Origin of the sequence: Fictibacillus enclensis (assembly GCF_001457035.1) — a bacterium.
Classification (GTDB): domain Bacteria; phylum Bacillota; class Bacilli; order Bacillales; family Fictibacillaceae; genus Fictibacillus_C; species Fictibacillus_C enclensis.
Map to the genome: position 1 here is coordinate 394,178 of NZ_KQ758619.1, position 18,892 is coordinate 413,069.

General features: G+C 45.9%; 18 protein-coding genes. 15 read left to right on the forward strand and 3 right to left on the reverse strand.

Translation table 11 applies throughout. The annotated features are described in order from the left end of the window. Positions 1-183: 183 nt before the first annotated feature. From AS030_RS17225 to rbsB, 6 genes are read left to right on the forward strand one after another with little or no spacing between them, the layout of a single operon-like run. Positions 184-1,224, forward strand: a complete 1,041-nt coding sequence (locus AS030_RS17225; protein ID WP_061973885.1) for a LacI family DNA-binding transcriptional regulator — start codon at positions 184-186, stop codon at positions 1,222-1,224. Further along, positions 1,190-2,068 carry a ribokinase gene (gene rbsK, locus AS030_RS17230; RefSeq protein ID WP_061973887.1) on the forward strand — a complete coding sequence of 293 codons (879 nt, stop codon included), beginning with the start codon at positions 1,190-1,192 and terminating at the stop codon, positions 2,066-2,068. The genes AS030_RS17225 and rbsK overlap by 35 nt, the downstream gene beginning before the upstream one ends. Before the next feature lie 40 nt (positions 2,069-2,108). Further along, the gene (rbsD, locus tag AS030_RS17235; RefSeq protein ID WP_061973889.1) at positions 2,109-2,501 is read left to right on the forward strand and encodes a D-ribose pyranase; all 393 of its coding nucleotides are present in this window, start codon (positions 2,109-2,111) and stop codon (positions 2,499-2,501) included. After that, positions 2,501-3,997 carry a sugar ABC transporter ATP-binding protein gene (locus AS030_RS17240; RefSeq protein ID WP_061973891.1) on the forward strand — a complete coding sequence of 499 codons (1,497 nt, stop codon included), beginning with the start codon at positions 2,501-2,503 and terminating at the stop codon, positions 3,995-3,997. Before rbsD ends, AS030_RS17240 begins: the two co-directional genes overlap by 1 nt. A gap of 2 nt (positions 3,998-3,999) precedes the next feature. Next, the gene (locus AS030_RS17245; protein WP_061973893.1) at positions 4,000-4,944 is read left to right on the forward strand and encodes an ABC transporter permease subunit; all 945 of its coding nucleotides are present in this window, start codon (positions 4,000-4,002) and stop codon (positions 4,942-4,944) included. A 30-nt stretch (positions 4,945-4,974) separates the two neighbouring features. Beyond that, positions 4,975-5,904, forward strand: a complete 930-nt coding sequence (gene rbsB, locus AS030_RS17250; RefSeq protein WP_061973895.1) for a ribose ABC transporter substrate-binding protein RbsB — start codon at positions 4,975-4,977, stop codon at positions 5,902-5,904. A 493-nt stretch (positions 5,905-6,397) separates the two neighbouring features. Here the strand turns inward: rbsB and AS030_RS17255 are convergent, their stop codons facing one another. Next, complete coding sequence (locus tag AS030_RS17255; RefSeq protein WP_061973898.1) at positions 6,398-7,354, reverse strand: patatin-like phospholipase family protein; 957 nt, start codon at positions 7,352-7,354, stop codon at positions 6,398-6,400. Between the two features lie 357 nt (positions 7,355-7,711). Here AS030_RS17255 and AS030_RS17260 point away from each other — a divergent pair, with 357 nt between their 5' ends. Then, the gene (locus AS030_RS17260) at positions 7,712-8,674 is read left to right on the forward strand and encodes a DUF6454 family protein (RefSeq protein WP_061973900.1); all 963 of its coding nucleotides are present in this window, start codon (positions 7,712-7,714) and stop codon (positions 8,672-8,674) included. A 144-nt stretch (positions 8,675-8,818) separates the two neighbouring features. On the opposite strand, the gene AS030_RS17265 is transcribed toward AS030_RS17260, so the two are convergent. Further along, positions 8,819-9,784 (reverse strand): patatin-like phospholipase family protein, encoded by a 966-nt coding sequence (locus tag AS030_RS17265; RefSeq protein ID WP_061973902.1) that lies wholly within the window; start codon positions 9,782-9,784, stop codon positions 8,819-8,821. Positions 9,785-10,208: 424 nt separating this feature from the next. On the opposite strand from AS030_RS17265, the gene AS030_RS17270 reads away from it, so the two are divergent. Beyond that, positions 10,209-11,051, forward strand: coding sequence for a hypothetical protein (locus tag AS030_RS17270; protein ID WP_061973904.1), 843 nt, complete (start codon positions 10,209-10,211; stop codon positions 11,049-11,051). A 205-nt stretch (positions 11,052-11,256) separates the two neighbouring features. On the opposite strand, the gene AS030_RS17275 is transcribed toward AS030_RS17270, so the two are convergent. After that, complete coding sequence (locus tag AS030_RS17275; RefSeq protein WP_061973906.1) at positions 11,257-11,595, reverse strand: NIPSNAP family protein; 339 nt, start codon at positions 11,593-11,595, stop codon at positions 11,257-11,259. 552 nt (positions 11,596-12,147) lie between these two features. Here AS030_RS17275 and AS030_RS17280 point away from each other — a divergent pair. Genes AS030_RS17280 through AS030_RS17310 form a run of 7 tightly spaced genes read left to right on the forward strand, consistent with a single transcriptional unit; the run spans position 12,148 to position 18,888 of the window. Next, positions 12,148-12,936 (forward strand): response regulator transcription factor, encoded by a 789-nt coding sequence (locus AS030_RS17280; protein WP_061973908.1) that lies wholly within the window; start codon positions 12,148-12,150, stop codon positions 12,934-12,936. Beyond that, positions 12,937-14,010 carry an XdhC family protein gene (locus tag AS030_RS17285; RefSeq protein WP_061973910.1) on the forward strand — a complete coding sequence of 358 codons (1,074 nt, stop codon included), beginning with the start codon at positions 12,937-12,939 and terminating at the stop codon, positions 14,008-14,010. Next, entirely contained in the window at positions 14,007-14,615 is a 609-nt protein-coding gene (locus AS030_RS17290; RefSeq protein WP_240482384.1) for a nucleotidyltransferase family protein, read from the forward strand. Before AS030_RS17285 ends, AS030_RS17290 begins: the two co-directional genes overlap by 4 nt. Position 14,616: 1 nt before the next feature. Next, complete coding sequence (locus AS030_RS17295) at positions 14,617-17,046, forward strand: xanthine dehydrogenase family protein molybdopterin-binding subunit (protein WP_061973912.1); 2,430 nt, start codon at positions 14,617-14,619, stop codon at positions 17,044-17,046. Next, positions 17,046-17,501 carry an SRPBCC family protein gene (locus tag AS030_RS17300; protein WP_061973913.1) on the forward strand — a complete coding sequence of 152 codons (456 nt, stop codon included), beginning with the start codon at positions 17,046-17,048 and terminating at the stop codon, positions 17,499-17,501. The genes AS030_RS17295 and AS030_RS17300 overlap by 1 nt, the downstream gene beginning before the upstream one ends. Positions 17,502-17,521: 20 nt before the next feature. Continuing rightward, entirely contained in the window at positions 17,522-18,406 is an 885-nt protein-coding gene (locus AS030_RS17305) for an FAD binding domain-containing protein (RefSeq protein ID WP_061973915.1), read from the forward strand. After that, positions 18,397-18,888 (forward strand): (2Fe-2S)-binding protein, encoded by a 492-nt coding sequence (locus AS030_RS17310; protein ID WP_061973917.1) that lies wholly within the window; start codon positions 18,397-18,399, stop codon positions 18,886-18,888. The genes AS030_RS17305 and AS030_RS17310 overlap by 10 nt, the downstream gene beginning before the upstream one ends. Positions 18,889-18,892: the final 4 nt, after the last annotated feature.

Consider the following 18,892-nt stretch of genomic DNA (forward strand, 5'->3'; position numbering starts at 1 on the left):
GTATTCGGGTCTTTAGCGCAAGTAATGTACATCCACTAGCCTGGACTGCCAAAAATTTCTCTTTGACATTTATAAAAAGAGAAATTATACTGTGTGTAACCGGTTACACATCAGAACCGCTTATTTATTTCAACACATGTAACCGGTTACACATAGCGATTTGGATTTTATGGGGTGTTCAGTATGGCAACCATCAGAGATGTCGCCAAACAAGCGGGGGTTTCCGTGGCGACGGTATCCAGGGTGCTCAACAGCAATGGATACGTAAATAATGAAACAAAGAAAAAGGTAGACGAAGCGATCAGGCAATTGAATTACAAGCCAAATGCGGTTGCCCGAAGCCTTTATAAAAAAACATCAAAAACAATCGGATTGATCGTACCGGACATTGTGAACCCGTTTTTCCCCGAACTGGCAAGAGCGGTGGAGGATACGGCTCACAAGAAGGGCTATAATGTGTTCTTTTGCAACACTGATGAGAATGTGGAGAAGGAAGAGCATTATCTGGAGATTCTTCTCCAAAAGTATGTGGATGGCGTGATTGTTGCTTCCAATACGCTCACAGCTGAAAAAGTGAAAGAGCTGAACATACCTGTCGTAAGTATTGACCGTAAGATTACCGCGGAAATTCCAACAGTGGTCGTAAAAAATAAGGAAGGTGCGCAAAAGGCAACAAGTTATCTAAAAGAAATTGGCTGCGAGCGCATCGCCCATCTCAGGGGCCCCCACCATATTGACAACGCGAACGAGCGGGCGGACGGCTACCTTGAAGAAGTGGGAAGCGCGCCCTGGTTCCAATCCAGCTATATAGCGGACGGAAACTATGTGATGAAGACCGCGATCCAGGCAACGGTGGAGCTTTTGGAGCGTCATCCAGAGATTGACGGGATTTTTGCGGCAAACGATGTGATGGCGATCGGAGCAGTAAAGGCCGCTCATCGGATTGGAAAAATGGTGCCTGAGGAGCTGGCCATCATCGGGTTTGACGGAATTTCCATGGCCGAAGCGACGACACCAGAGCTTACCACCATAGCGCAGCCGATTTACGATATGGGCACAGCGGTTACCGATCTGCTCGTAAAGCTCATTGAAAAGAAGCCTGTTGAGCGCACGTTCCTCGAACTGAAGGTTGAACTAATCGAGCGGGAATCCACCAGAAAACAGAACAACAACAAAGGAGGACGAGAACATGGCGCCAAAGATCACAGTAGTAGGCAGTATTAACATGGACCTGGTGACCCTTTCGGAAAAAGTGCCCAAGATGGGAGAAACCCTCCTTGGACAGGAATTCAGGACGATACCTGGAGGAAAGGGAGCCAACCAAGCAGTGGCAGCGGCAAAACTCGGAGCTGATGTCCGGATGGTAGGCTGTGTCGGTGATGATGTATTTGGCACAGAGCTGCTGGAGCATCTGAAAAAACAGGGCGTCGATGTCAGCCATGTAGATCAGGTTTCCGGATCAACAGGAACGGCTACCATCCTTGTTTCAGAAGGTGATAACAGCATCATTGTGGTTCCTGCAGCCAACCATAGTGTGACTCCTTTGTTGGTGGAAAAGAAGCGGGATGCCATTGCCGGCAGTGATTTTCTGTTGGTACAGCTTGAAATTCCGCTGGAAAGTGTCCAAAAGGCGGTGAGCATCGCAAAGGAAAACGGAGTAAAGGTCATCCTGAATCCCGCCCCTATAGAGGAGTTGTCTGAAGAACTCCTACAGCAAACGGACTATATCACCCCTAATGAACATGAGCTGGAACGGCTGCTTCAAGATCGTGACCAAGCCTCCATTCAGGACAAAATCATTGTAACTAAGGGATCGGATGGCCTTACGTTTTATCAAAACAATGAGGAAGTCAACCTTCCTTCCTACTCAGTTGAGGTAAAGGACACGACTGGGGCTGGTGATTCATTTAACGGCGGACTGGCTGTTGGATTGAGCCAGGGCATGTCGCTACAAGAAGCCTGCAGATATGGAAATGCGGTCGCGGCCCTCTCGACCACCAAGCTCGGTGCCCAGACCGGCATGCCAACTAAGGAAGAAGTCGAGCAGTTTATCGCTGTTAACGGATAAATTTTTATAGAAATTACAGCATGAAAAAGAGGTGAGGCAATTGAAAAAACACGGGATGCTGAACAGTGAGATAGCAGCTGTGCTGGCACGGCTCGGGCATACAGACACCATCGTGATCGCAGACTGCGGACTGCCGATCCCTGACGGCGTAAAACGGATCGACATCTCCCTGACCATGGGCACACCAGGCTTTCTGGAAACCTTGAGGGCTGTCGTGGAGGACATGGAGACAGAAGAAATCACGTTTGCTGAGGAGCTGCAGGAAAACAGCGCCTACCTCCAGCAAGTCCTGGGCACAGTGCCTGAGGCAAAACAGCAGATGGTGCCGCACGAAACGTTCAAAAGGTTAACGAAAAACGCGAAAGCGGTCATCCGCACAGGTGAAACCACACCTTATGCCAACATCATTTTACAAGCGGGGGTGATTTTCTGATGAATGAAACACCACTTGTTCAGTTAAGCGGAATCTATAAATCTTTTTCAGATGTACACGTGTTAAAAGATGTCAATTTTGAAGTGAGGCCCGGAGAGGTTCACGCCCTTATGGGAGAAAACGGCGCTGGCAAATCAACGTTAATGAAGATTATGGCCGGCATCTACCAGCGGGACAAGGGAACAGCCATGGTGAAAGGAAAAGAGGTTCATTTTTCCTCGCCTAAGGAAGCGGAAGAAATGGGAATCGGCGTTGTCCATCAGGAGCTGAACATTATTCCTTATCTGACCGTCACCGAAAATCTGTTTCTTGGAAAAGAACTGACCTACGGTAAAAGCGGAATTTTACGGACAGGTGCCATGCGAAAACAAGCAAGGAAAGCACTGGAGGCATTAGGAGTTAAGATCGATCCCGATGCGGTCGCCGGCGAGCTGTCTGTCGGGCAGCAGCAGATGATCGAAATTGCGAAAGTGCTTGAAACGAACTCGGACTGCATCATCATGGACGAGCCGACCGCCGCACTGACCGACCGTGAAATCGAAGCCCTTTTTGAAGTCATTGAAAAACTGAGAAACCAGGGCGTAGGCATTGTGTATATTTCCCACCGGATGGAGGAAATCTTTCGTATTTGTGACCGAATCTCTGTACTGCGGGATGGAAATTTTATCGGTACAAAAATGGTAAGTGAAACGGACTTCGACGAAATTGTCTCCATGATGGTCGGCCGCGAGCTTGGTGACCGGTTCCCGGTACGACAGGTCACGATTGGACCGGAACGGCTCAGAGTGGAAAACCTGTCGCGGAATGAACACTTCAAGGACATTCATTTTGATGTAAAGCAGGGAGAAATCCTTGGAGTCGCCGGATTGATGGGTGCTGGCCGTACCGAGATCATGGAAGCCATTTTCGGATACAAGAAAAAGGACAGCGGCACCGTTTATCTGGACGGTCAGCGCTTGAACATCTCAAAACCCGCGGACGCGATTGCCGCAGGATTGGCTTTTGTCACAGAGGACCGCAAAGACAAAGGACTGGTGATCGGGATGACTGTCCGAGAAAACTTTACTCTCACCAATTTGAAAGCGGTCTCAAAAAATGGAATTCTTTCTGCGCGATCGGAACAGGAAGAAACCGACCGGCTGATTAAGAAACTCCACGTGAAAACGTCAGGGCGGGAACAAACCGTCAAGTCGTTGAGCGGAGGAAACCAGCAAAAGATTGTCATCGGTAAATGGGTGAACAATCAGCCGAAGGTATTGATCCTTGATGAGCCGACCCGCGGGGTCGATGTTGGCGCCAAGAAAGAAATCTACCAGATCATGAATGAACTGACCGAGCAGGGAGTGTCGATCATTATGGTATCTTCCGAGCTACCCGAAATCCTTGGCATGAGTGACCGGATTCTCGTCATTCATGAAGGGAAGATCGCCAAAATCTTGCACCGTCAGGAAGCGGATCAGGAGAAAATCATGCACGCTGCTACAGGAGGGATGTAAGAATGTCTGCATCAACAAGAAAGATCAGCATTTTTCAGAAACTGGGTCCGCTTATCGGACTGGCTATTATCTTAATTGTTCTATCCATATTAAGTCCGCAGTTTTTCACATTGGCCAATATTTTAAATGTACTGCGGCAGGTGTCCATTAATGCTTTGATCGCATTTGGACTCACCTTTGTCATCCTGACGGGAGGCATTGACCTGTCCGTCGGCTCGATGCTCGCATTGTCCGGAGCCATAACGGCAGGATTGATGGCCGGCGGCACCGATCCGATACTCGCCATGCTTGTCGGATTGGCAGCGGGCGCCGTCATGGGTGCTATCAATGGTTTGATCATCACGAAAGGGAAGGTTGCACCGTTCATCGCAACCCTTGCTACCATGACCGTATTCCGCGGGTTGACCCTCGTATACACCGATGGAAAACCGATCACAGGCTTGTCCGATGATATGAGCTTTGTGTTGATGGGCCGGGGCTATTTCGCAGGTATCCCGATTCCGGTCATCTGGATGCTCGCATCCTTCGCTGTTCTTTGGTTCCTTTTGAAAAAGACGACCTTTGGACGAAGAACATACGCCATCGGAGGCAACGAGGAGGCTTCACTGCTCTCCGGGATAAAAGTCGACCGCATCAAAGTGATGATCTACTCGCTGACCGGTTTGCTTTCTGCCTTTGCAGGAATCATCCTTACATCCCGATTGAATTCCGCACAGCCAACAGCGGGTACTGCGTACGAACTCGATGCGATCGCAGCAGTTGTACTTGGCGGAACAAGCTTGTCAGGAGGCAGAGGATGGATTTTCGGAACGCTGATCGGTGCTCTTATCATCGGTGTACTGAACAACGGACTGAATCTATTAAACGTTTCATCCTTCTATCAACAGGTCGTAAAGGGCGGGGTCATCCTTCTCGCCGTATTGCTAGACCGCAAGAAGGCCGCTTAACTTATTAAAAAATATAGGGAGGAATACATGATGAAAACTATGGTTAAAAGTTTTGTTCTATTGCTGGTTGGAGCGCTGCTCTTGACCGCTTGCTCCACAAAAGCGCCAGGAACAGAGAGCGACAGCAAGAAAAAAGGCAAAGGGGATCTGAAAATCGGTCTTTCCATTTCCACACTCAACAACCCGTTCTTTGTTACGCTAAAAGAAGGTGCTCAAAAAGAAGCGAAAAAAGCAGGCGTGCAGCTTAAGTCAGTGGATGCACAGGACGATTCTGCAAAACAGGCCAATGACATCGAGGATTTAATCCAGCAAGGTGTGGACGTACTTCTTGTGAACCCAACAGATTCCGCTGCCATTTCCTCAGCGATTGAATCAGCCAACAGCGCCGGCATTCCGGTCATCACCGTCGACCGTAGTGCAGAAGGCGGAAAAGTAGTCTCCCATATCGCTTCCGATAACGTGGAAGGCGGTAAAATGGCAGGCGAATACATTGCCAAGCAACTGAAAGGCAAAGGAAATGTCGTCGAGCTTGAAGGGATTTCCGGATCTTCAGCCGCCCGTGAGCGTGGAGAAGGATTCCATAAAGCCGTTGATAATGAAAAAGGAATGAAAGTTGTAGCGAAGCAAACCGCAAGCTTTGACCGTGCCAAAGGCTTGAATGTTATGGAAAACATCCTTCAAGGCAACAAAAACGTCGATGCAGTATTCGCGCACAACGATGAAATGGCGCTTGGCGCCCTACAAGCGTTGGAAGCTGCAGGCTTGAAAGATGTAATTGTCGTCGGCTTTGACGCCACCGATGACGCACAAAAAGCGATCAAAGACGGAAAAATGGCCGCAACCGTTGCCCAAAAGCCGGACATGATCGGTTCAGAAGCCGTACAAACAGCGGTAAAAGTAAGCAAGAAAGAAAAAGTAGACAAGTTTATTCCGGTAGATCTGGACTTGATTACGAAATAAATGGACGTTTTTATGAAAATGACGTGATAAGAAAGTATTCTTTGTCGAACCACAACTAATATTGCAAAAACTCCTCTAAACAAGCCCCTTTTTAAAAAGGGGCTTGTTTTTTAACTAATAAATTTCAAAAATGAAATTAATCTTTCAAAAATGAAAGAACAAACGCCGAGATGCTGAAATAGAAATAATAAACTATTTCCGGGGAAATTCCACAATTATTGCAGGGAAAGTGAGTGGGTAGGATGTCCATAGGTAGAATCATTTATTATCATCGCAGGAAGCAGAAACCAACTACCCATAAACCGTTTGCGCTTAATACTTTTCGCGGATAAGTAATCTAAATTCGCTCATATGAGGCTAAAATCGTTTTGCGGACTCTATTTAACTGCTTTGATAACTCAAAAGCCTTGTTATTAACACGAAATAACCCCGTAAACCACAAGCAAACAGCAAAAAGCCACCCGATTTGGGCGGCTTCCTTACATTCCTAACATCAACCCCAATTTTTCTCCACAAATCGAACAACAGGTTCTAAGTTAGTCTCATTCGCAATCTCGATCAAAGCGGGGACGACGGTTGGATCGGTTTTAGAGAAATTAGGGATGCGTGGATCTAACCGATAGAAGCGCTTGCCGAGCAGGTTCTCACTAACCATCGATTCATAATAGGCAGAGCTGCTGCTGGTAATTTGCAAAAAGGGCAGCAGCGGTTCATTCGTTGAATGATCCAGGAGGACGCCCCAGTTCGGTGGCAGGTCCTCCAGGTTTTCAGGACGGATGTTATCTGCGCTGACCATTCCCCAGCCTCTGGTATCTCTTCTTAACTGTGTTGGCTGTTCGCCTGTTCCGATGGATAAAACCGCAATTTTGTCCAAAGGGACGCACGCTTTACCAACTGCGAACGAAATGCAGGCCGTACATGGGTTTGTTGCGACGAGATAGCCATCCGCATAATTCTGGTAGGCGCGTTGTGCCGTGGGTGCACCGCTGCTCCGGAGGATAACATCGCTCACTTTTTCATTTAAGTAGGGAGAGCCAGGGAAGTTGTTGAACAGCACAGGATTCCACCGATCCACCTCTGGGTCGTACAAGTGAAACGAAGGAATAACAACTTTTGGTTTTAAGTCTTTAAGTCGAAGGTCATCCGGGAAAAACTCCCGAATCGCTTTAATAAAGCCGGAGAATGGCAATTGCTGATTAAAAACAGGACCACCTGGCCGCGAAACACTGAATGCCGGCAGAATTTCTTTCTTGAAAAAACGGAAAGTTTCTTTTGGTGTTCTTCCGCTGGCTAGTGCAAGAGCGGTAAAGGAACCGATGGAATTTCCGGCGAAAACATCCGTTTTACGAACAAGTTGTGGCGTTAATTTCACCAATCGGTTCAAAAGCTGTAAGCTTAATGCCCCCAAAACTCCGCCTCCATCAAAGGTCATGATCCGGTATTTGCCCAAAGAAAATTCTCCTTTCTATTCCGATCACAAGTATCCTTCAGTTTATGTTAGTTTGGATGCAATTGTATGGGCGAAAAAACTCCCTTTGTTGAACCCCGAGTAAACACAAAAAAGCCAACCGAGCACAAGCTGCTGGCTGCCCTATCCCTTCCTTTATCGCCAAAAATTACTGAATGACTATGGAGGAGGTCCGATCGCAGTGGTGTTTTGCTTAAGTTCATGTCCTCAGGTAAATTTGTTCTTGTATTTTGTAAGCAAATGTTTACAAATACCAAATAAGCAAATTACTCTTTCTTAATATCCTTTGTGTAAGGTTAATATGACAACTTGATATTAATAAACTGAGGAGGATGAATAATGAAAAAAGTAATTTTTGCAATAGCAGCCACCATTGCTATTAGTACTTTATCAACTGCGTTTGTCTACGCTGATGCTCATAATTCCGGGAAAGAAGAAAATGAAATGGTTGAGAAATTTCAAGACCTTACACGGGATAATACCTGGGAACAAAAAGGAAAAATCGATCTTAAATTTAACACTTATCATCCACAAGGAATGACGAAAGTTGGAGACGTTTATTACATGTCTTCCGTAGAAATCATAGAAAAACCGGTAAAATACAATAAGCCTCAAGAAGGTTATGACCGTACACCAGGTAAAGGCATTGGCCACCTTTTTGTATTCAATAATGAAGGTGAACTTTTAAAGGATATTAAGCTTGGTGAAGGCAGTATATACCACCCAGGTGGCATTGCCTATGATGGTAAATCGGTTTGGGTTCCCGCTGCCGAATACCGCCCAAACAGCAAGTCAATCATATACAAGATAGATCCTCAAACAATGAAATCTAAGGAAGTGTTCCGCGCAAATGACCACATTGGTGGAATTCTTCGTGATGGAAAACATGGAACTTTAAAAGCTGTAAGTTGGGGTTCAAGATCCTTTTATGGGTTTAATGAAAAAGGAAAAGTACTTAGCAAATCAAATAACCCTAGTCATTTCATCGATTATCAGGATTGTGAAAACGCAGGAAAAGATAGCATGATTTGCAGTGGCATTACTGAATTGCCACAACAAGGATCTGCCAATGATAAATATGAATTAGGTGGACTAGCTTTACTAGATATGAGAACAATGGATATGGTTCACGAATTGCCCATTACTCTGTTTTCAACTCAGGGACATGTTGTGACACGGAATCCAGTATTTCTTGAAAATACGAAACAAGGAATAAAAATGTACGCTGTTCCCGATGACGATCAATCTTCTATGCTGGTGTATGAAACAAAAGTCAATAGAACAACCGGGCAGGATAATTGAACAGCGTAGGTTGTTGTGGCCTATCCTTATCTACTAACGGTTTAGATTAAATCTGCATGGATAACCCAAAAGGCATTCTTTTTCACACGAAAATGCCTCAAAACTAATAGAATTTAGTCAAGTTCTCTTCACGCCAACGTCAGTCTACTTGCATACACCCCAATAGTTCTCCACAAAACGAACAACCTGCTGCAAATTGGTTTCGTTCGCAATCTCGATGACAATGGGAGCGGAGGCAGGGTCGGTTAGGGAGAGGCTGGGGATGCGCGGGTTTAATCGAAAAAAGCGTTTGCCCAGCAGATTGCCACTGATCATGGTTGCATTATACGAGGCGCTGCTGCCGGTCACTTGAAGAAAGGGCAATAACGGTTCATCCGTTGCATGGTCTAAGAGGACGCCCCAGTTTGGAGGCAAATCCTCCAGGTTTTCGGGACGGATGTTATCTGCGCTCACCATTCCCCAGCCTCTGGTGTCTCTTTTTAAGCGTGTCGGCGATTCACCGGTTCCAATGGATAAAACCGCGATTTTGTCCAGAGGTACACCAGCCTTCCCAACGGCCAACGAGATGCTGTCTGCACTGGGGTTTGCTGCAAAGATATATCCATCCACATAGTTCTGATAGGCACGTTGGGTAGCGGGAGCCCCGCTGCTTCTCAGAATGACATCACTCGCTTTTTCATTTAAATAGGGAGAACCGGGGAAGTTGTGGAACAGGACAACGTTCCAACGATCCAATTTCTGGTCGTACAAGTGAAACGCAGGCACAACCACTCTGCGGTTTAAGTCTTTCAGGCGGAGGTCATCCGGAAAAAACTCTCGTATCGCTTGAATGAAACCAGAATACGGTAATTGCTGGTTGAAAACAGGTCCACCTGGCCGGGAAACACTGAAAGGCGGCAGAATTTCTTCCTTAAAATAACGGAAGGTCTCTTTTGGCGTTCTTCCGCTGGCTAGCGCAAGGGCGGTGAATGAACCGACGGAAGTGCCGGCGAAAAGATCCGTTTTACGGACGAGCTGCGGGGTTACTTTCGCCAATCGGTTCAAAAGCTGTAAGCTTAATGCCCCCAAAGTGCCGCCTCCATCAAAGGTCATGATCCGGAATTTGCCCAAAGTTAATTTCTCCTTTCTATTCCGAACAAAAGTATCCTTCAGTTTATGTTAGTGTGGCGGCAGGTGTATGGGCGGAAGATCTCCCTTATCCACCGATCTTTTTTGTTTCAAAGTGATAAACTAAATCATGCCGCAAGCAACTAATCGCAAAAAAGCAAACCGGTCACACACTAAAGGATTCCGTTTTCGGTTGCTTTATTGATAAATGACATAATAAATGACGTGTGAATTGGCACACGTCATTTTCCCTATTTAGTCTAGTTTTAGCTTGTTTCCTTATTTTTGGCACTGCAAATGACATTATATTTTATAATGGACAATAAGTAGTGCGGATCAAGATCAGTGCCACTTGGGATGCTGGCAATATGCGCTTCGCATCTAACTAACGGGGCAGATTACTTAAAGAAAGCAAGGGGGAGATACGTTGACTGATATTAAAAATATTGGACGTTTTTGTTTGACGAATGATAATGGTTATATAATAAACGACTCAAATTTAGAAAAGGTTAAACCTGAATTTTACAAGGTGATAGAAGAGGTAGTAGAAAATTACCAAAAACACTTGGGCTCCGATCTGCATAGTGTATATGTCAGGGGGTCAGTTCCCCGTGGATTGGGTATATATGGGGTTTCAGACTTAGATACAATAGCAATAACGAATAGAGAAAAGAATGATATAGACTTGAAATGGGTGGATAAAGCAGAAAATGACTTGAATAGAAAATATGATTGTATAAAGGGTGTAGAGTTTAGTTTCTATTCCATTGAAGATATGATAGAAACCATTAACTTTTCAATCATTCCGTTTATGATTAAGACTCATAGTGTTTGTGTATATGGAGAAGATATAAGGGGGAAATTACCTAACTATAAGGCAGATAAAACACTTGGGAACCAACATCTTGTTAACTTAAAGAATCAAATCAAACAAGCTAAAGAAGACGTTGCAGGCAATGACGATAAAGAAGATATATTGGATTGTTGCGCATGGATCATGAAAATCATCGTTAGGGCAGGCCTTGCACTTGTCATTGAGAAAGAAAGGAAGTATACAAGAGACTTGTACCCAGCGTATGAGATATTTTCTAAGTATTATCCAGAGAAAGAATCTGAAATGAAACAAGCAGTTAAATATGCTATTAATCCTACAGAAAATGGGAATGCGATCATTGTTTTTTTAGATGATATGGGAACGTGGATGATAAACGAAGCTGATAAATGGTTGCAGGTGCACAACCCCCAAAAGGTAAGTAATATGGAAATGTAGAAAAGGACTTCAACACTAAATTTGTGATACGTAAACAATAGTTGTACGTAAACAAAAGGTGCTTGAGTTGAAGACGAACTGGCAATTTATAATAAAAGGCTCGATTGTTGTTTTTTTAACCCCCTAAATAGTATAAAGAATCACAGCCATTCTTCGATAGACTGGCTGTATTCGTTATTCAATACTAGTTTGCATAGAAGATGAATTATTTTAGTGTAGACTCTAGTGCTTCATTTTTAACTTCAAGTATGTACTTACTAAGCACCTGTTCTCTACCGCCATTGTTTTCGTACCAATCTTTAATCCTTTGAACATGTGCTTTATCATTTTTCACATTTGTTTCAATTTCCACATATTTTTCATAGCTGTCATATTCCCATATGGCAAAGATTTCGACAGTATTGTCCTTGTTATCCCTCATCCATCTCCCTACCAAGCGTGCACCATGCTTTAATTGATTAGGTAAGTTTGTATTGTTAAAGTGCGCATTGAACTCCTCAACAAAATCACTTTTAACAGTATAAAATTTTCTTCGATAAAACATATCTGAACCTCCTATTATGTATCGCCTGTTCGCTTATCCTCCACAATCCTGCTACGTTTGCTGAATAAGCACTGAAAAAATAATACCATAAAAAGTAAATTTAAACTTGTCTTATTTAAAAGCAACAATCTTTACGAAAAGTTTATTGTAAAAGCACCTCGAAACGGAATCCTTTAGTCACGCCGATCCTGTGAATGGGCCAAACATCTCCATGGAATTTATTTCAGAGAAAAACCCTGAAATCCTCTATGTCAGTCTATGTCATTGCTCGGAGGAGGGTTTATGAAAATGACGTGATATGCAAGTATTCTTTGTCGAACCGCAAGTAATCTCATAAATTCACAAAAAAGGAAACACCACCTCGCTGTCTGTTGTCGGGGTGGTGTTATTATGGTTTGATATAGATAAAGATTCTACATATTTCGACTTTTTATAGTCGGTTATCTTAACAATATCAGAAAATTATAACAAAATTTTAAAACGATCAAAACTCGATTTTAAAACTGCTGATTTTGTAATTGCGTTACTTTAAGAATGTGAGGGGGGGCACACGTGTCGGAATTACTTATTGTCGATAATGATAAACAATGCCGAAGAGAAGTTTGTGCAATCATTCAGGAAAGTAAATACAGCTTTTTATCCATTTATGAATCCAGTACGGCCCATCGAGGGATGCTGTTGCTGAAACAAAGCAAGCCGAGCGCACTCATGATTGATATTTCCTTGCCAGATACCGATGGCATAGCGTTTGGCAAAATAGCTCTTCAGTTGTATCCGGACCTTCCGATTATCGTGATGACCCAATTAAAGATGTTTGAACTCGTTCAATCGTCCATCAATGCCGGTTTTTTAGGTTACTTATTGAAACCGCTTTCTAAAAATGAACTGATTGAAACGTTAGACAGGGTGTTGATTCCTGTTCTGAGCAAAAGTATAAACCAGGTTATGAAATCAAATGAAGAGCCCTTTACTGCAGATCTGAAAAATCCGATCGGCAGCGCCATCCAATACATGCAAATCTATTACAGCGAACCCCTCACATTAAAAGGTGTTGCAGACAAGGTATACCTGAGCCCTTCTTATTTCAGCAAACTGTTTAAAGAGGAAACAGGAATGACGTTTGTTGAATATCTGTCGTTTGTCAGAGTGCAAAAAGCCAAATCCCTGCTGAGAATGTCAACACTGCCCATTGAAGTGATTGCCAACAATGCCGGTTTTGCGAATTCGGGATATTTTGCCACTACCTTTAAAAAGCTTACTGGAATAACACCGAGCGATTACCGTGAGCAATTTCATTTAGAGGCTGAGCAGGGACTAACGATATCAGCTGGAGGTGTGTAGATGCTCCCGATTTATCTTGAAATGAAACGCTGTATCCAAAACGGTCTCCGGGGAGTTTTGGGGACAATTATCCGTACGGAAGGCTCTACCTATCAAAAGTCAGGGGCCAAATGCTTTTGGAGCGAAGATGGAACGTTAACCGGATTATTAAGCGGGGGGTGTGTTGAGGGAGACTTCATGGAACACGCAAAAGAGGTGTTGAAGTCGGCATCCTGTAAAACGATAAGCTATGATTTCCGAGGTGGCGGTGACGATTTATGGGGCCTTGGCCTCGGATGCAACGGTTCCATTGATATTTTCCTGGAGCCCTTTGATTCACTGGGTGACCCTGAAAAGGCAGCCCGTAGCATGGAGATCTGTCAAACGGCACTTGCCCATGAAGTCAGCATCGCCACTATTGTAGAAGCACCTGACCCTGTGTTGATTGGTGAAAAATGGGTATGTGAACAGGTTCCTTTTCATCAATCCAGGGCAGGGGTATATTCCATCCCTTACGGGGAGAAAGAGGCCCTTGTATTTTCAGAAACCCTCACGCCTCCTCCACAACTGGTCATTTTTGGTGCAGGACCGGATGCAGTGCCTCTCATTAAGGGAGCAAAGCAATTGAACTGGCAAGTGACTGTCATCGATCATCGTCCTGCTTTTGTGAACCAACAACATTTTCCGGAGGCCGATCATCTCGTTTGTGTTTCAAAAGGAGAATGGCCGGACCTTCAGATAGGCAGCTATTCGTTTGTGGTCATTATGACCCATCATTTTGAACAGGATGCTCTTTTTCTGAAGCAGTCACTGAAAACAGCGGCTCCATATATTGGGGTGCTTGGTCCGAACAAACGGACGTACCAGCTGTTGGATCAGATGAATTCCGGGCTTACCCAGGAGCAACTTTCTCGTCTCCACAGTCCTATTGGCTTGGATATCGGCTCAAAAACACCGGAAGAAATTGCGCTCAGTATTTTGGCGGAAATCACCATGATCTACCGAGACAAGGGAAGCGGAAATCCTCTTCATGTGATGAAGGAAACGAGCTTCACGAAATACATGGAAAAGAAAGTGGGTGAACTGGCATTGTGACTCCCCAAAAAAACACATGGGCCATCATTTTGGCAGCCGGGCAGTCAAAACGGATGGGAACGCCAAAAATGATGCTGCGCCACAAGGGAAAAACACTTATCCATCACGTAATAGATGCGGCTGTAAATTCTAAAGCAGACGGTGTAATCATTGTGATTAACCCGGAAGTAGACGGTTTGCTTGCAGAGGCTTCTGTTCCGGGGGTCAGCAAGGTTTTCTTGAATGATCAGTCGGACAGCGGATTGTCGATGTCTATGAAATCAGGCCTTTACGTGTTGCCGTCAGAAGCAGAAGCCGCCATTTTTCTGCTGGGGGACCAGCCCCTTGTCACCACCAGAGAGATTGATTTACTTTTGGAGGAGTTTCAGGGGAACCAGGCTTATTCCATATATCAATCGTCCTATCGGGGAAAGAAGGGACACCCTGTCTTGTTTCAACGGAGTATGTTCGACCGGCTGCTTGATGTCAAGGGCGACAAAGGGGGCCGCGAGGTGATCAGGCAATTTTCCGGAGAGACCCAAACCGTTGAAATGGGAAGAAGCCACCCTTTTGATATTGATACCAAGGACGATTACAGAAGGCTATTAAGAAAGGAGGTCTCCTAAAATGGACAAAGTTATTGGCAAGGCCGTGACAAGAGTTGAGGACATGCGGCTGTTGACCGGACAAGGCAAATACATTGATGATATCGGAACCCCTGCCCAGACCTTTCAAGCGGCCATTTTAAGAAGCTCCAGCTCCCATGCCAATCTTGTTTCGATCGATACGGCTGAGGCTGAAAAGGTGCCAGGAGTAAAAGCAGTAATAACCGGTGAGCAGGTGAAGAAATACCTTGAGCCGTTCAGTGTAGGTGTCAGCGCTCCCGTTCATTATTATCCAATCGCCGTTGATAAAGTAAGGTATGTCGGAGAGCCTGTGGCGGTCGTGGTTGCAAAAAGCCGATATATCGCCGAGGATGCGATGGAACGGATCAAAGTGAAGTATGAAGCGCTCCCGCCGGTCGTTGATATTGAGGGTTCAATGGAGGAAGATGCCCCCATCCTTCATGAAAACGTTGGATCCAACATCGCCAATCACCGTACGTTTCATTACGGAAAAGTCGATCAGGCGTTTGAAGAAGCGGACAGGATCATTAAGCATAAATATCTTTTTCCGAAATATACCGCAACCCCTGTGGAGACATACGGAATTATCGCAAACTATGAATCAAGTGAAAATCAGTATACGGTGCACGCTAATTTTCACGGACCGTTTGTTATCCAGGCCATCATGGCTCAGGCACTGAAAATACCAAGCAATAAGCTGAGAATTATTGTTCCAAAGGACATTGGGGGAAGCTATGGCATCAAAGCGGGAACTTTTCCCTACATGGTGCTCCTTTCGGTGGCCAGCCGGATTGCCGGATGCCCGGTAAAGTGGATTGAAGACCGCCAGGAGCACCTGTCGGCCAGCTCCAGCGGAACGGACAGGGTAACCTATATTGAAGCGGCGGTCAAGAACAACGGGAAGGTAACCGGGCTGCGCATGAAGATGATCGATAATGTGGGTGCCTACATCAGGGCTCCCGAGCCCGCCTGCCTGTACCGTACACACGCAAATTCAACGGGTGCCTATGATATTCCCAACCTGCATATTGATGCTTACGCCATTATGACGAATAAGCTGCCTACAGGGCTGATCAGAGGCTACGGTGGCCAGGAACTGTATTTTCCTCTGGAGAGGATCATGCAAAGGGTGGCGTTCGAGCTGAATCTGGATCCGGCGGATGTTATTCGTGAAAATCTCATTAAAAAAGAGCAGTTTCCTTACAAAACGGCTTCAGGCGGCATGTATGACAGCGGGGACTATATGAAAGGATTCGAACTGGCACTGGAGACCGGAAAGTATGAGGAATTCCGCAAAAAACAAGAAAAAGCAAGAAAGGAAGGGAAAATCGTCGGTGTCGGTCTTGCCTGCATTGTCGAACCTTCGGGGTCTAACATGGGATATATCACGGTGGCACTGACTCCGGAAGAACGGGCAAAATCGCTGCCGAAATCGGGCTGTTCGGAAGCGGCTACCGTTTCGATGGATCCAATGGGAAGCGTGAACGTTAGGATCAGTACAACACCTTCCGGACAAGGGCATGAAACCGTTGCGGCACAAATCGTTTCTGAGGTATTGAGCATTCCGGCGGATAAAATCAAGGTGGTGGCAGAGCTGGACACGTCCACAAGCGCCTGGTCCATTGCGTCAGGCAGCTATTCAAGCCGTTTTGCTTCATTGGGTTCAAGCGCAGTCTTTTATGCAGCGCACAAGGTGAAGGAAAAATTGATGAAAATTGCTTCTCACCAGATGAAAGTGAGTGAGAGTGAACTGGAACTGCGAGACGGAGCTTTTTATGAAAAGAACGACCCGACAAAAAAATATGCATTAAAAAGAGCGGCGGGATCTGCCCATTGGAATCCTCTTTCTCTTCCAGAAGGAATGGAACCTGGAATCTATGAAACATACTATTACTCTGTAAAAGCGGCTGAGCCGCCTGATGAAAATGATCTCATCAACTCATCTGTCACGTACGGATTTGTGGCTGATCTGGTAACAGTGGAGATTGACCCGGATACTGGGGAGGTTCGTATTCTCGATTATGTCACGATTCACGATGCCGGGAAACTACTGAATCCACTCATCGTCGATGGACAAATCTTTGGCGGGCTTGCCCATGGGCTGGGCGGGGCGCTCTATGAGGAGCTCGTATACGACAACAAAGGGCAGCTGCTAACCGGATCATTCATGGACTATTTGTGTCCGACTGCCCCGGAAATCCCGAACGTGACAATCAAGCATATCGAAACGCCATCTCCCATGACTCCGCTTGGTGCCAAGGGCCTTGGGGAAGGCAATACGATGAGTGCGCCAGTGGCTGTCGCCAATGCGGTGAGTGATGCACTCACTCCATATCAAATAGAAATTGACACATTACCGCTGAGTCCCAATCGAATTTGGACGCTTCTGAATCAAGCGAAGCAAAACAAAAATAAAGAGGTGACCGTCTAATGGAAGGAAAAGGAAATATGGTATTGGAGGCAGGAGTAAACAGAGCGTATGAAGTGCTCCTTGATCCTGCTGTGCTTGAAAAATGCATTATGGGCTGCAAAAAACTTGTGTTGGTGGATGACAACAAGTATGAAGCAGAGCTGTCCATTGGAATTGCGGCTATCAAAGGAAACTACTCTTCAACGATTGAGATCCTCGACCTGGAAGAGCCCCGTCATTACAAATTGGCGGTCAAGGGTGAAGGAGCTCCGGGAACGGTAGAAGCCGTTGGAATCGTAGACTTGACGCCGGATGGCGAAAGCTCGACTCTTCTAAACTACTCCTATGAAGCAGAAGTAGGCGGAAAGGTAGCGATGGTGGGCCAGCGAATGCTCGGAGGGGTAGCAAAACTGGTGATTCAGGACTTTTTTAAGAAACTGGGCAAGGAACTAAAACGAATGGAACAGAGCGCCTAAAGAAAGGGGCAGAGCACATAATGAAACCGGCCAAGTTCGATTACTACCGTCCTAAGGATCTTCCGGAAGCGCTGTCTCTTCTCGAATCAAGCGGTTTTGACGGCAAGATTATTGCAGGGGGACAGAGCCTGGTGCCGATTATGAACATGAGGCTGGCAACACCTGAATGTTTAATTGACATTAACGGTCTTCAGGATCTGAATTTTATCGAGAGCGATGATCGTGTGTTGAAGATCGGGACGATGACCCGGCAAAATACGGTGGAGACTTCACAACTCATCAAAGATCAATGCGGTCTCGTTACCGAAGCGGTTGCACATATCGGCCATCTTCAAACGAGAAACCGTGGAACGATCGGAGGAAGCATTGTCCATGCCGACCCCAGTGCCGAGCTTCCTCTTGTAATGATGGCGCTCAATGGCACGCTTCATATCTCTTCAGAAGACGAAACAAGAAGCGTGAAGGCGGAGGATTTTTTTCTCACATTTCTAACGACAGATATGATGCCCAACGAAATGCTGACTGAAGTTCATTTGCCTATTTGGAAGGGACGGGTCGGGTCTTCCTTTCAGGAAGTGGCGAGGCGTCATGGGGATTTTGCTCTTGTAGCCGCCGCTTGTCAGCTTGAGCTTGATGCTCATGACCGAATTTCAGATATCCGGCTGGCTCTTGGCGGGGTCGAGGCGATTCCCCTTTTAATTAGTGATGCGAAAGAACTTCTTGCAGGAGAAAGGCTTACGGATGCAGCGCTGCAAAAAGTGGCCGATGTGGTGGCGGGCAGTGTGGAGCCTGAATCGGATCTGCACGCTTCTGCGGCCTACCGGACACAATTGGCGAAGGTATTGACGACGAGAGTAGTGCACCAAGCATACGAGAGAGCAAAGGGGTCAGCAGTATGTCCTTAACCGAGATAAATGTGACGATCAACGGCAAAGCATACTCCGAATGGGTGGAACCGCGAATGCTGCTAAGTGACTTCATTCGTGAAACATGCGGATTGACAGGCACCCATGTCGGCTGTGAGCATGGCGTGTGCGGCGCGTGTACCATCAGCATGGACGGTGCAGCTGTCCGGTCCTGCCTCATTTTTGCCGTGCAGGCCGATAACAGGGAAATAAAGACGGTCGAAGGACTGGCCTGCAACGGAGAAATGACAGCGCTTCAAAAGAACTTTGTGGAATGCCATGGTCTGCAGTGCGGTTTTTGCACCGCCGGAATCTTGATGTCCATCACCGATTTCCTTGAAAAGAACCCACAGCCATCCACAAAAGAAATCAAAGAGACCCTGTCAGGGCATCTGTGCCGCTGCACAGGCTATGACGGAATTGTAAAGGCTGTACAGAAAACGGTTCAGGATAACCAAAAAGAAGTCTTGCAAAGGAGTTGAACCC